The organism is Paenibacillus sp. FSL H8-0457 (genome assembly GCF_038051935.1).
GTDB lineage: Bacteria > Bacillota > Bacilli > Paenibacillales > Paenibacillaceae > Paenibacillus_AQ > Paenibacillus_AQ lautus_A.
This window is the reverse complement of sequence record NZ_CP150293.1, coordinates 6756906-6771000: the sequence shown is the minus strand read 5'-3', so window position 1 is coordinate 6771000 and position 14095 is coordinate 6756906. Positions and strand designations below refer to the sequence as shown.

The 14095-nt window shown below is 56.6% G+C and carries 10 protein-coding genes and 1 riboswitch; all 10 genes read left to right on the top strand.

Translation table 11 applies throughout. The annotated features are described in order from the left end of the window. The first annotated feature begins 22 nt into the window (after positions 1–22). The 10 genes from MHI43_RS30545 to cydC all read left to right on the top strand — a co-directional run bounded on the left by MHI43_RS30545 (position 23) and on the right by cydC (position 13989). On the top strand, positions 23–742 hold the full coding sequence (locus tag MHI43_RS30545) for a response regulator transcription factor (protein ID WP_015737847.1): 720 nt from the start codon (positions 23–25) through the stop codon (positions 740–742). Then, positions 739–2505, top strand: coding sequence for a HAMP domain-containing sensor histidine kinase (locus tag MHI43_RS30540; RefSeq protein WP_036659301.1), 1767 nt, complete (start codon positions 739–741; stop codon positions 2503–2505). Before MHI43_RS30545 ends, MHI43_RS30540 begins: the two co-directional genes overlap by 4 nt. A gap of 128 nt (positions 2506–2633) precedes the next feature. After that, positions 2634–3878 carry an MFS transporter gene (locus tag MHI43_RS30535; protein ID WP_015737845.1) on the top strand — a complete coding sequence of 415 codons (1245 nt, stop codon included), beginning with the start codon at positions 2634–2636 and terminating at the stop codon, positions 3876–3878. A 154-nt stretch (positions 3879–4032) separates the two neighbouring features. Beyond that, positions 4033–4623 (top strand): TetR/AcrR family transcriptional regulator, encoded by a 591-nt coding sequence (locus MHI43_RS30530; RefSeq protein ID WP_186326503.1) that lies wholly within the window; start codon positions 4033–4035, stop codon positions 4621–4623. 60 nt (positions 4624–4683) lie between these two features. Continuing rightward, the gene (locus MHI43_RS30525) at positions 4684–5262 is read left to right on the top strand and encodes an NAD(P)H-dependent oxidoreductase (RefSeq protein WP_036659300.1); all 579 of its coding nucleotides are present in this window, start codon (positions 4684–4686) and stop codon (positions 5260–5262) included. Between the two features lie 106 nt (positions 5263–5368). Continuing rightward, positions 5369–5470, top strand: a riboswitch (purine riboswitch). A gap of 350 nt (positions 5471–5820) precedes the next feature. Next, positions 5821–7623: an adenine deaminase gene (ade, locus tag MHI43_RS30520; RefSeq protein ID WP_015737842.1), complete on the top strand. Its 1803-nt coding sequence runs from the start codon at positions 5821–5823 to the stop codon at positions 7621–7623. Positions 7624–7909: 286 nt separating this feature from the next. Then, positions 7910–9313 carry a cytochrome ubiquinol oxidase subunit I gene (locus MHI43_RS30515; protein ID WP_036659298.1) on the top strand — a complete coding sequence of 468 codons (1404 nt, stop codon included), beginning with the start codon at positions 7910–7912 and terminating at the stop codon, positions 9311–9313. Continuing rightward, complete coding sequence (gene cydB / locus MHI43_RS30510) at positions 9300–10316, top strand: cytochrome d ubiquinol oxidase subunit II (RefSeq protein ID WP_009590373.1); 1017 nt, start codon at positions 9300–9302, stop codon at positions 10314–10316. The genes MHI43_RS30515 and cydB overlap by 14 nt, the downstream gene beginning before the upstream one ends. Beyond that, a complete protein-coding gene (cydD, locus tag MHI43_RS30505) occupies positions 10316–12196 on the top strand; it encodes a thiol reductant ABC exporter subunit CydD (protein WP_036659296.1) in 1881 nt (626 codons plus the stop codon). The genes cydB and cydD overlap by 1 nt, the downstream gene beginning before the upstream one ends. Then, on the top strand, positions 12193–13989 hold the full coding sequence (cydC, locus tag MHI43_RS30500; RefSeq protein ID WP_036659295.1) for a thiol reductant ABC exporter subunit CydC: 1797 nt from the start codon (positions 12193–12195) through the stop codon (positions 13987–13989). The genes cydD and cydC overlap by 4 nt, the downstream gene beginning before the upstream one ends. The last annotated feature ends 106 nt before the right edge of the window (positions 13990–14095 follow it).

Genomic DNA, 14095 nt, shown 5'->3' with positions numbered 1-14095 from the left:
ATAAATGTCGGGTGAGGATAAAATGGATCAAACGCGAATTCTAATCGTAGACGACGAACCTTCCATTGTGAAAATGCTGCAGATGGTGCTGCGCAAGGAAGGCTTTAACCGAATATACACGGCTTCCAGCTGCAAGGAAGCGCTCAGCGAAATCGCTGCGCACGGAGCGGATATCGTGCTGCTGGATGTCATGCTGCCGGACGGCACGGGATTTGACCTCTGTCCGCAGATCCGTTCCTATGGCAGTCCGCACATCCTGTTCCTGACGGCCAAGGCGTCGGATCTGGATGTGCTGACCGGTTTTGCGATGGGCGGGGACGATTATGTCACCAAGCCCTTTAATCCGCTGGAGATCGCTGCAAGGATCAAGGCGCGTCTGCGCCGGGGCGGCTTTGGACCGGCTGCTGCGGCAGAGCAGCAGGCGATTCAGCGCGCATGGGATTTCGGCCGGTTCAAAGTCGACGAATCCGCAGGCGAACTGACGGTGCTGGGAGAGCCCGTGCCTTGTCCGGCGCAGGTCTTTCAGCTGCTGCTGTATTTTTGCAAGCATCCCGGGGTCGTATTCTCCAAGTCGCAGCTGTACGAAGCGGTGTGGGGCATCGACGGCATGGGCGAGGACAACACCGTCATGGTGCATATCCGCCGCATCCGCGAGCGCATCGAGGAGGATCCGAGCAACCCGCAGTATCTGCTGACGGTCCGGGGGCTTGGCTACAAGCTGATCAAGGAGAAAGCGCGATGAGGCTGCGCAGAAGGCTTGCCTTCCATTTTACATACCAATTAATTGCATTCTCGGCGTTTATGTTTTGCTTTCTAATCGTGCTCTTATTCTTCCTGATCAAACATATCAGCGACGATGAGATCAAGCGCAACTTTCCGACAGGCGTCTTGAACAGCATCGTGACCGAGACGGTGACGGAGAATGGCGAGGTGCAGCTGGAGGAATATTGGAAGCTTCTGCTCCAGGAGAAGGACATGTGGCTTCAGGTGGTGGATATGGAGGGAAACGTGATTCACTCCACGAACACGGCTTCGGATGTTCCGTTGGCGTACTCGGTGAGCACCTTGCTTGAGATCAAGGAGAAACGCCGCCTCGGCGAGTACACGATGGATTGGCAGATGGATCTGACCTATGAGGAGCCGCTATTGTTTCTGATCGGACGCATCGATGAGAGCTCGGATCATCTTCGGGAATGGGTTGCCCGTTTTCAGGACGGCGGAAAGGTGAGACCGGAGGATGAGGCCGAGTTGGGACGCGAATTGGCCGATCTAGGCGGTTATTTGCATGTGATTGATCGGGACGGACGCGTTGTCCAAGCGATTGGGACGGGTTCCGACAATAAGGCGAGCTACCACCCGCTGGAGATCATCACCATGCAGGAGCAGCCGGGCACGTATTCCACGCATATCGCGGTTTACCGCGATGCGGACAGCGGCAACACCTGGGTATATCACACGCCTCAGGACGGGGCGCTGGAGAAACGGCCAATGATGAACGAGCTGATCCGCGTGGCGCTCTGGACGATGATCTGCGTGCTTGTGCTGTCGCTTGGAGTGGCGATATGGCATGGATACCGGTACAGCCGTCCGCTGCTGCTGTTTACCGGATGGTTCGAGCGGATGGGCAGCGGAGCTTATGAGGAAGTGCTGACGCCGAAGGACCGGAAGCGGGTATTCCGCAAGAGTGGAAAGCTGCGCATGCGCTACAAGCTGTACAAGGAAGTCATCCATTCCTTTTATAAAATGGCGGAGCAGCTGGCCGAAACCGAACGGGAACGGGAGCGGCTGGATCGAAATCGGGAAGAATGGATGTCCGGGATATCGCATGATTTGCGTACGCCGTTGTCTTCCATTCAAGGGTACGGCTATATGCTTGAGAATGCACCGCAGGATTGGAGCCAGGAGGAATTGCGAGAGATGGGAACCGTGATCCGGGAGAAAGGCGACTACATGCTGGAGCTGATCAACGATTTCTCGCTCGTCTTCCGTCTGAGAAGCGAAATCCGCCCTCAGGAGCGGACCCGGCTTGACCTGAATGAGCTGGTGCGCCGCTGCGTGCTGAAATACGTCAATGATGCCACGCTAGATGCCAAGTTCAACTATATCGGCGGCGAAGAGGCGCTGCCCGTCGACGGCAATGCCAAGTGGCTGCAGCGGTTAATGGATAACCTGATCACGAATGCCGTGAAGCATAATCCGGATGGGGTAAATGTTGAGGTCCGGGTGGAAAGGCGTCCCCGCGGCGCGGCGATCGTGGTTGCGGACCAAGGCGTGGGAATGGACGAGGAAACCCGCTGCAATCTGTTCGAGCGTTACTACCGGGGAACGAATACCGAAGAGAGCATGGACGGCTCGGGACTCGGGATGAGCATTGCGAAAGCGATTGTCGAGGCGCATCGGGGCCGTGTAAGCGTATGGTCGGAGGTGGGCAGGGGAACCACCATTACCGTTCTTTTGCCTGAGGCTGCGGCGCAAGAAGATGAGGGGCCGAGTTCGCGCGGGTAGCGTAGCCTGGGGCTTGGATCCGCAGATTCCCAATCGCTTCAAAAATCCTGCAACTTTCCTATCCTGCTCCCGCCCCGGGTGCGCTATAATGGCTAGGCAACGATTATACTTCATGTCCGGAGGATATTATGGGTTCAACTTCGTTTCGGCAATTGACCGGCAATGCGCGGGGCTGTCTCGTCTACGAGCCGCTGTTTCTAATCCCTTACAGCATGTTCACGACGTACACCTCCATCTACATGTACCAACTGGGGGTAACCGAGACGGGGATCGGCTGGATTACCTCGATCGGTCTGCTTGTGCAGGTGCTGTCCTCGTTTCTCAGCGGGTATTTAACGGACCGTTTGGGCCGAAAAAAAGCGCTCCTTTACTTCGACGTGCTGAGCTGGAGCGTGGCCACGCTGCTCTGGGCAGTCTCCCAGAACTTCTGGTTTTTTGTGATCGCCGCCGTCATCAACGGCTTTCAGAAGGTGCCGCATACCGCCTTTTACTGTTTGCTGGTGGAGGATACGGCGCCGAAGGAGCGTACCTATGTCTTTACGCTGCTGCAGCTGATTAGCGTCGTCGGCGGATTGTTTGCACCGCTCGGCGGGCTGCTGGTGTATCATTTCTCGCTTGTGCCCGGGGTGCGCATCATGTTCGTCCTTGCCTGCATCCTGATGACGATCCAGTTCATCGGACGCCATTATGCGACAAGGGAGACGGAGATCGGGTACCGCAAAATGAAGGAAACGAAGGCGATGGGCCTGCGGGAAGGGATGTCCGACTATGTCCAGGTGATGAAGAGCATGCTGGGAAACCCGCTGCTGCTGATGATCTTCGGCGTTTATATCCTGTTTAATTTTCAGATGACGGTGAAGACAACCTACGTCTCCATCTTCATGGTGGAATATTTGCATTTGGGCAGCGGCCTGATCTCCGTTTTTCCAGCCTTCTCCTCCGTCATTATGCTGATATTCATGCGGTGGATCATGCCCCGGATCGGGGAGCGGCACGTGCACCGGACGATGGTATGGGGCTTTGTCATCTCGGTATTGTCCAATGTCATGCTGGTGTTTGCACCGCAAGGAGATCTGCTGGTGCTGAGCCTGAGCACCGTCATTGCCGCATTCGGCACGATGATGACATATCCGTATCTGGAGACGGCGGTGGCCAATGCCATCGACGACGAGAACCGCGCCAAAATATTCGCGCTGCTCCAGGTGCTCATCCTCATCGTCATTTCGCCTTCCGGCATCATTGGCGGCTGGGCGTACGGCATCGATCCGAGAATACCGTTCCTGCTTGTGGCCGGCGCATTTGTCATCAGCATTCCGCTCATGCTGCTGTACAGCAACAAGGTAAAGGCCGCTCCCATCGAAGCGGGGGTTTAGCTTGGATAGGAGGGCCAAGCCCAAGACGGGCATGCGTCTTTAGCGATATATACGAAACGTAAAGAGTACGCACGAAGAGAGGCGCCCTAAGTCTTGGGGGGCCTTTTTTGTGCCTCTTATTGCAATTTGGTTAGTGTTCACTTATGATATGAGCATGAAAAAGAAACCTCATTTCGACAGCAAGAAGAAGGAAATTTTGCAGGCAGCCATGAAGCTCTTTGCCGAGAAGGGCGTGGACGGCGTATCGGTGAAGGAGATCGGCGCGGCGGCAGGCGTGACGGACGCGGCGATTTATAAGCATTTTACGAATAAGGATGCCGTTGCCGCGGAGGCGTTCAACGAATATTGCGGCAGTTATACGCGCTTGGTGGATGAGTACGCTACCCGGCCCGGACCGTTTGCAATGAGGCTATCGGCTCTCGTAACCCGCGTATTGGAATCGTATGACGAAGATAAATACGGCTTGCTGCTATTGTCCCAGCATCACGAGCTGTTTACGGAGGTGGTCAAGAGCAGGGGACGGCAGCCGCTTGATGCTTTGGAGGAGCTGCTCGAGCAAGCGGTGCTGCAGCGGGATATTCCGCCGCAGAATACGCGGTTAACCGCTGTGCTGATCATCGGTGCATTCAGTCAGCTTGCGATTTCCACGATGCAGGGGGAGCTGGAAGAACCGCTGTCGCCGCTGGCATCTGAAGTGACGGCGCATTTATTGGCATTAACCGGTTTGGGAAAAGGTCAGGCGTGACCTTTTCTTTTTGATATCAGGTTAGTGATTGTTAACCAAATTATGAGGGGGAAGACGCATATGAAAAAGATTTTAATCATCCAAGGCAATCCCATTGAAAACAGCTATGGCCGTCAGCTGGCAGAGGCCTATGCGAGAGGGGCGGCCGAATCCGGTGCGGAGGTGCGGCAGCTGGTGCTTGCGGAGATGGAGTTTGACCTGAACCTGTCCGGCGGTTATAAGGGCAAGCAACCGCTCGAGCCCGATCTGCAAGAAGCACAGGAGCTGATTGCCTGGGCGGACCATCTGGTGTTTGTGTACCCGAATTGGTGGGGCGGCATGCCGGCGCTGCTCAAAGGGTTCATCGATAGGGTTTTTCTCCCCGGATTCGCCTTTAAGTACCGCCGGAACTCGCCTTTGCCGGAGCAGCTGCTCAAAGGGAAGACGGCTCGTCTGATCGTCACGATGGATTCGCCGTACGTTTACTACCGGTTCTATCTCGGACAGCCGGGACATCAGATGATGAAGCATTCCATTCTGAAGTTCTGCGGCGTGGGCACCGTCCGTGCCACGAACATTACCCAGCTTCGCAAAATGCCCGAGACGGCAAGAAGCCAATGGCTCGAGCGCGTGCAGAGAATGGGACGGAAATTGGCGTGATCGGGTAGTAGGGGCGATGTGCAGTTCCTTCCAATGGCTTGACTTCTCGGGCAGGAGGATTATAATTCATACAACAAATGAAACGACCAAAGAATTGAATGGGTCATGGTTCAAAATCAAATCTTGATGTATATGCCGGGGAATAGGGCCCAGGCGTTTCTACCAGGTTACCGTAAATGACTTGACTACATGAAGGTTGAGAATCCGCTCCCCAAGCCCGGCTTTTCATAAACATCGAAGCCGGGCTGCAAGATCGCCTGAAATGGGATCTAAGCACGTTTTAACGGATGGGGTGATGTGCAGACTATTAGCAATGCATGGCTGCCGCACGGACTTCTCTTCCTCAATGGATATAGTTGCAGGCAACCCGGGCAGATACGCTGTCCGGGTTGTTTGGCGTGTTACGCAAGATCGATTTTGTGCTTTTACAGGTTCATTATAAGAAAAACGTCTACCGACGACTGCAGTAAGAAGAAGTTTTTATTGCGAGATTAGGAAGTCACAAGCTTCCGAGTTTATACTTTCTGATATCTAAAAAAAGGGGAGCGTGCAATCATCATGAGTTCAATCCAGAGACAGAAACGATACGAGGTCAGCCGGCAGCTGGGGAAGGTTGCTTTAGGACAAGAGCCAGCCGATCTGGTCATCAAAAACGGCACGCTGGTCAATGTGTTTACGGGCGAGCTTCAGGAACGGATAGACGTGGCGATGGCGTGCGGGCGCATCGCTTATATCGGCAGCGCCGATCATACGATCGGAGAGGGGACGCAGGTGATCGAAGCGAATGGGCGCTTCATCTCGCCGGGTCTGCTGGACGGCCATATGCATGTGGAGAGCACGATGCTGACCGTAACGGAGTTTGCCAAAGCGGCCATCGTTACGGGAACGACCGGGGTTTATATGGATCCCCATGAGATCGCCAACGTGTTCGGCATGGAGGGCGTGCGCTGGATGCACGAGGAAGGGCAGCAGCTGCCGATGAAGGTGTTCACCACCATTCCTTCCTGCGTACCGGCGACGTTCGATCTGGAGGATGCCGGGGCGCAGTTGGGCGTAGCCGATATCGAGGAAGGGCTGACCTGGCCCGGCGTCGCGGGGCTTGGCGAAGTGATGAACTTCCCGGGCGTCGTATACGGCGATCCGACCATGAGCGGAGAGATCGAAGCCACGCTGCGTGCGGGCAAGACGGTGACGGGGCATTTTCCGGCCGAGGACGACCGGATGCTACAAGCCTATCTGGCAACCGGCGTCAGCTCCGATCATGAGACGGTAACGAGAGAGCAGGCTTTGGAAAAGGTTCGCCTCGGTATGCATCTGATGATCCGCGAAGGTTCGGCTTGGCAGGATGTGAAGGAAGTGATTAAGGTGGTAACGGAGGACAAGGTGCGTACCGACAATATCTCCTTGGTCACGGATGATGTGTATCCGCAGACGCTGCTGCGGCTCGGCCATATGAACCATGTGGTCCGCCGCGCCATGGAGGAGGGCGTGGACCCGGTTACGGCGATCCAGATGGGCACGATCAACGTGGCTCGATATTTCGGCATGGATATGGAGCTCGGCAGCATTTCACCAGGCAAAACGGCTGATATTTTGCTCATTGACGATCTGAAGAGCATGGTGCCTTCGGTGGTGATCACGGACGGCGAAGTGGTCGCGGAGAACGGCCGTCTTGTGAAGGCGTTCCCGGCGTATTCGTATCCGGAAAAGGCCTTTCAATCGGTTCGGCTGCAGCGTTCGCTTACCGCCGACGACTTTTTGCTGCGCAGCAAGTTCGATGCGGCGCGTACGGAAGTGAACGTGGTGCGCGTCATCGAGAACAGTGCCCGTACCGCCAAAATGACCGCGGTGCTCGCCGTGGAGCAGGGCGTCATCCAGCCGGACCTGGGCCAAGACGTGGTTCAGCTGGCATGCATCGAGCGCCACGGCGCAACCGGGCAAATCTCGCTCGGCTTTGCGAGCGGCTTCGCACTACAGTCCGGCGCGGTTGCTTCCACGGTGGCGCACGATAGCCACAACCTGCTTGTGATGGGCACGAACGCCGAGGATATGGCGCTTGCGGCGAACGAGCTGGCAGCATGCGGAGGCGGCATGATCGTGGTGCAGAACGGCCAGGTGCTGGCGAAGGTGGCGATGCCGATTGCGGGCTTGCTGGCGGACCGTCCAGTCGAGGTCGTGGCCGAGGAAGTCGCTGCCCTGGAGGAAGCGTGGAAACAGCTCGGCTGCTCCATCCATGCGCCGTTCATGACGTTCTCGCTCATTGCGCTTCCGGTCATTCCGGAGATCCGCATTACCAATCGCGGGATTGCGGACGTGACGGAATTCAAGCTCATCGAGACGGAGATCGGTCCGGTTCAATAAGGTGGCACATACATTAAAGCAGGTTGGCCTACATGGCTAACCTGCTTTTTTGGTGCGTAAATACTGGGCTTAGCCTGTGAGTGGAAGTGCAAGCCACGCTCCCATGGATAATCCTCACATAATCCATTGCCTACTTAGTGATTTTCGTCACAAATTGATAACTTTTTCACCTATTTCGGCCATTATATTGTGATGTTTATCACAATCCTTTAGGACGCGGTCTGCGACAATACAAAAAGAATCAAATTTGAAGTGATCACGTGAGCTAAAGGAAGGGGTATCTTTTATGGATCCGGTTATGCTGGCGCGAATTCAATTCGCATCGACAACCATTTTTCACTTTATTTTCGTACCGTTATCCATCGGATTGGCGTTTCTGATCGCCATCATGGAGACGATGTATGTTGTCAAGGGCCAGGAAGTCTACAAGAAAATGGCCAAGTTCTGGGGAAAGCTGTTCCTGATCAACTTTGCGGTCGGGGTTGTGACAGGGATTCTGCAGGAATTCCAGTTCGGGATGAACTGGTCGGATTACTCGCGCTTTGTCGGGGACGTGTTCGGCGCACCGCTTGCGATCGAAGCCCTGCTGGCGTTTTTCCTTGAGTCGACGTTTATCGGGCTATGGATATTCGGGTGGGACCGGTTATCCAAGAAGGTCCATCTGCTCAGCATCTGGCTGGTGTCCTTCGGCACCCTGATGTCCGCCTTCTGGATCCTGGCAGCGAACTCGTTCATGCAGCGTCCGGTCGGTTTTGAGATCAACAATGGACGGGCGGAGATGAACGATTTCTTCGCGCTGATCACGAACGGTCAGCTGCTGGTGGAATTCCCGCACACGATCTTCGGTGCGTTGGCAACCGGGGCTTTCCTGGTAGCGGGGGTAAGTGCGTATAAACTGCTGAAGAAGCAGGATTTGGATTTCTTCAAAAAATCATTCCACATCGCCATCGTGGTGGGTCTCATCACCTCCATTCTGGTTGCGGTATTCGGCCACCAGCAGGCGCAGTATCTGGTGGATACGCAGCCGATGAAGATGGCCGCCGCCGAGAGCTTGTGGGAAACGAGCGACGATCCCGCGCCTTGGACGGTCATCGCCGCCATCGATCCGGATAAGCAGGAGAACACGATGGAATTCAAAATCCCGTATCTGCTCAGCTTCTTGTCCTACAGCAAATTTTCCGGCGAAGTCATCGGAATGAAGGAGCTGCAAGCCCAATACGAGCAGGAATACGGTCCTGGAGACTATATTCCGCCGGTCCGCACCACCTTCTGGAGCTTCCGGATTATGGTGGCCGCCGGCAGCGTCATGATCCTCATGGGATTGTACGGAGCGTGGCTGATGCTGCGCAAAAAAGTCGAGAAGGCCGGCAAATGGTTCCTCAGACTGATGCTGTTTGGCATTTCCCTGCCGTTCATCGCCAACACGTCGGGATGGATCATGACGGAGATCGGCCGCCAGCCTTGGACGGTATTCGGGCTGATCACCACGGAGAACAGCGTTTCGCCGAACGTAAGCGCAGGCTCGATCCTGTTCTCGCTCATCATGTTTACCGCCATTTATGCGGTGCTGGCAGCCGTGATGGCCTATCTGTTCATCAAAGTCATTAAGAAAGGACCGTATGCGGCGGAGGAAGACGATCACCACGCAAGCGATCCGTTTAATAAGGAGGACTACAATGCTGTCTCTTAACGAACTGTGGTTTGTGCTCGTCGCCGTGTTGTTTATCGGGTTCTTCTTCTTGGAGGGCTTCGATTTCGGAGTCGGGATGTCCACGCAGCTGCTGGCCAAAAACGATACCCAGCGCCGGGTGCTGATCAACTCGATCGGCCCGTTCTGGGACGCCAACGAGGTCTGGCTGCTGACGGCGGGCGGCGCGATGTTCGCGGCCTTCCCGAACTGGTATGCCACGCTGTTCAGCGGGTTCTACATTCCGCTTGTCTTTCTTCTGCTGGCCTTGATCGGGCGCGGCGTGGCATTTGAATTCCGCGGCAAGGTGGGCGATGTCCGCTGGAAACGGGTATGGGACGGAGCGATCTTCACCGGAAGCGTGCTTCCGCCATTCCTGCTCGGCGTAGTGTTTGCCTGCCTGATCCAGGGGCTTCCGATTAACGAAGAGATGCAGCTGCATGCCGGATTCTTCGATGTCGTGAATCTCTATACCGTGGTCGGCGGGTTGACGATGGTGATGCTCTGCCTGCTGCATGGCTTGATGTTCACGACGCTGCGCACGCTGGGGGATCTCCAGGAACGGGCGCGCCGCATGGCCCGGAGACTTCTGATTCCTGTTGCGGCCCTGTTCGTGGCGTTCGGGGTGATGACGTATTTCATGACCGATATCTTCGAGAAGCGCGGCGTGGCGTTAACCGTCCTGCTGGTGCTGGCCCTGCTTGCATTCCTGCTGGGCGGATATTTCATGAACGTCAAGCGGGACGGCTGGGCTTTCGGGATGACCGGCGCGGTCATCGCACTCTTGGTAACGTCCGTGTTCGTGGGCTTGTTCCCGCGCGTGATGGTCAGCTCCATCAATGCTGCATTTGACCTGACCATTTATAATGCGGCCTCCGGACCGTATTCCCTCAAGATCATGACGATTGTGGCCGTATCGCTGCTGCCGTTTGTTTTGGGCTATCAAATTTGGAGTTACTTCGTTTTCCACAAACGGGTACATGAGAAGGAGCATCTGGAGTACTGATGGGAAAAGATCTGCTGGGATACAAAGGCGCCAAGACGGTATTCTTCTTTGTCGCCGCATGTACCCTGGCACAGAGCATGGCCATCCTTCTGCAAGCCAAATGGCTGGCGGAAGCCGTATCCGCCCTGTTTGCGGGATCAACGCTGCAGGAGCAGGGGGAGACCATTGCCTTGTTCCTGCTTGCATTTCTGGCACGCCACGGGATCTCGGTCGTGCAGCAAGGAATCGCGCAGCGCTTTGCCGAGGAGACGGGCACGAGCCTGAGAAAGCAGCTGCTGGAGGAGCTGTTTCGGAACGGGCCGTCCTTTGTCCGGTCGGAAGGAACAGGCAATGTGGTTACGCTTGTGCTGGAGGGCATCGGCAAGTTCCGCAAATATGCGGAGCTGACCATACCTCGCATGATGGGGGCGGGCATTACCCCGGCGCTGGTATGGCTGTACGTTTTCATGACGGACCGGATCTCGGGCATCATTCTGCTGGTGACCATGCCGATCCTGATCGTGTTTCTCATTCTCGTGGGACTTGCCGCGAGAAAGCAGACCGAGCGGCAGCTGGATTCCTACCGGATGCTGTCCAATCATTTCGTGGATTCGCTGAGAGGGCTGACCACCCTGAAGTTTCTGGGACAGAGCCGCAAGCACGGCGCGAGCATACAGCAGGTCAGCGAGGGGTATCGTGCAGCTACCATGCGGACGCTGCGCGTGGCGTTTCTGTCCTCTTTTGCGCTGGATTTCTTTACGATGCTGTCCGTGGCGTCGGTTGCGGTCAACCTGGGCCTGCGCCTCATTAACGGCAGCCTGGAGCTGCTGCCCGCGCTGCTCATCCTGATCCTGGCACCGGAGTATTTCTTGCCGGTACGCATGGTCGGAGCCGACTTCCACGCCACGCTGGACGGCAAGCAGGCAGGGGAAGCGATGCAATCCATCATCCGGGAAGCCCGGAAGGGGCGTTCGGACGGAAGCACGGGTCCTGTTGCTGCGGAGAGTTCGGTCAGCGGAACGGGTCTATTTGAGCCAACGGGCGTGCTTAAAACCCCGGCGGCAGAAACGATGAAACGGACCCCAACGGGCCTAACATTTAAAATTCAAAATAATTTCTCGGATCCCAGCCGCAGACCGCAGCCACCATTCCGATGGGAAAAGGGCAGCGTGCTGGAGCTCTCCGGTATCGGTCTCAGACACGAAGAACAAGGGCCGGCGTCATTGGAGGACGTCACCTTCCGAATACCGGGACAACGCAAGATCGGCATCGTCGGGGAGAGCGGAGCCGGCAAATCCACGCTGATCGAGCTGTTAGGCGGCTTCATGGCGCCAACATCCGGAGCGGTAGCGCTGAATGGCATGATGCTTGAAGAATCGAACCGACGCGAGTGGCGGTCGGAGGTCACCTATATGCCGCAGCAGCCGTATTTGTTCGGGGCAACCTTGGAGGAGAACGTGCGCTTTTACGCGCCGGAGGCGTCCAGGGCTCAAGTGGAGGCGGCGGTACAGGCGGCTGGTCTGTCGGAGCTGGTAAAAAGCTTGCCGGGCGGACTTGCGGAGATGATCGGCGGCGGCGGACGCGCTTTGAGCGGCGGCCAGGCACAACGCGTGGCTTTGGCCAGGGCGCTGCTCGGCGGCCGGCAGGTTCTGCTGCTGGATGAGCCGACGGCGCATCTGGATATTGAGACGGAATACGAGCTGAAGGAGACGATGCTGTCCCTTTTTCAAGACAAATGGGTATTTCTGGCGACGCACAGGCTTCACTGGATGCAGGATATGGATTATATCATCGTTCTGCACCAGGGGCGCGTTGCGGAAACGGGAACCCATGAGGAGCTTATGGCACGACAGGGCGTCTATTACGGACTGATGACATCGCAGATGGAGGGAGTACAATGAAGCAGGAATCGTGGTTTCGACCCTATGTAACGGCAAATTTCTGGCGCTTTTTGCTCATTGTCACGCTGGGCGTGCTCACCATTTTGTTTGCCGGGATGCTCATGTTCACATCCGGTTATTTGATCTCCAAATCCGCCCTGCGTCCGGAAAACATCCTGATGGTGTACGTGCCGACCGTAGGGGTTCGCACCTTCGGCATCGGACGGGCGGTGATCCATTACGTGGAGCGCCTGGTGGGGCATGATACGATTCTTCGCATCCTGTCCCGCATGAGGCTTCGGCTGTACCGCATTCTGGAACCGCAAGCCCTCCGTTTATCCTCCCGGTATCGCACCGGGGATCTGCTGGGCGTGCTGTCCGATGATATCGAGTATTTGCAGGACGTCTACATCCGGACGGTCTTTCCATCGATTGTTGCGCTTGTGTTATATGCCGGGGTCATTCTGGCCGTCGGCCAGTTTGATCCGGCATTCGCCCTTCTGCTCGCACTGTATATAGCGGTGCTGATTCTGGTGCTGCCGCTGATCTCGCTGCTGCTCACCAAACGGAAGAATCGGGAAGTGAAACAGGCCCGCAGCCACCTCTACCGGAAGCTGACCGACGCGGTGCTGGGCATTCATGAATGGTACGTCAGCGGCCGGCAGGCGGAATTCCTGACCGGTTATGAGGCGGATGAAGCCGAGGTGGACCGGACCGACCGCTCGCTTAAGCGCTGGTCGCGCTTGCGCGCCTTTATCGGTCAAGGCGTGGTTGCCGTGACGGTGGTCTCGGTGGTGTATTGGTCGGGACGGCAGTATGCGGACGGTGCCATCGACGTTACGCTGATCGCGGCTTTTGTGCTGGTTGTGTTCCCGTTAATGGATGCATTCCTGCCGGTGTCCGAAGCCGTTGAGCGGATTCCGCAGTACGGCCAATCGGTCGCAAGGCTCCGGGCGATTGAAAGCGCGGATGCCTCCGAAGGGCGGCAGGACCTGCCGCAGATGCTGGATAAGGCAGAGGTGGAATCCATCATAAGCCGCGGCGTTCATGTGAAGGCGGACGGCGTCAGCTTCCGCTATGATCAGGGGGCAGACGGCCCATCGGGGCTGGAACCATCCGGCGTGGACAGGGAGGCGTCTGCATTAACCGATGTGTCGCTGGATATTGCTCCCGGCGCCAAGGTAGCCGTCATCGGACGCTCCGGTGCCGGCAAATCTACCCTGCTGCAGCTGATCCAGGGCGTACTGGCGCCATCGGGAGGAAGCCTTACCCTAGGCGGCGTGGAGTCTGCGCGTTTCGGCGATGAGATCTCTTCCGTCATTTCGGTATTGAACCAGAGTCCGCACTTGTTCGACACAACGCTTGCGAACAATATTAGGCTTGGATCCCCGGACGCCACGGAGGCTGAAATCCGGGACGCCGCCGCCATGGCACGGATTGAACCGCTGGTAGCCTCCCTTCCGGAAGGACTTGGCACCCGCATGCAGGAAGCCGGGCAGCGTTTCTCCGGAGGAGAGCGCCAGCGCGTGGCTTTGGCCCGAATCCTGCTGCAGAGGACGCCTGTTGTCATTCTGGATGAGCCCACGGTCGGGCTGGATCCCAAGACCGAGCGGGAACTGCTGTCCACCATATTCGCCAGCCTGCAGGACCGCACCTTGATTTGGGTGACGCATCATCTGGTCGGCGTGGAGCGCATGGATGAGATCCTCTTCATGGAAGACGGTCGAATCGTTATGCGGGGCACCCATGATGAGCTGATGGAGCGATATCCGCGGTATCGGAACTTGTACCGTTTGGATCGTCCGGCGGTATAGACAGCTGAGGCGATTTACCAGCAGAAGAACCGGCCTTTCAGGAGGTTGGTTCTTCTTTTTGTTGCGTTCTTTTTTCTTATAAGTCCGATAAAAGATCGGAATCCAC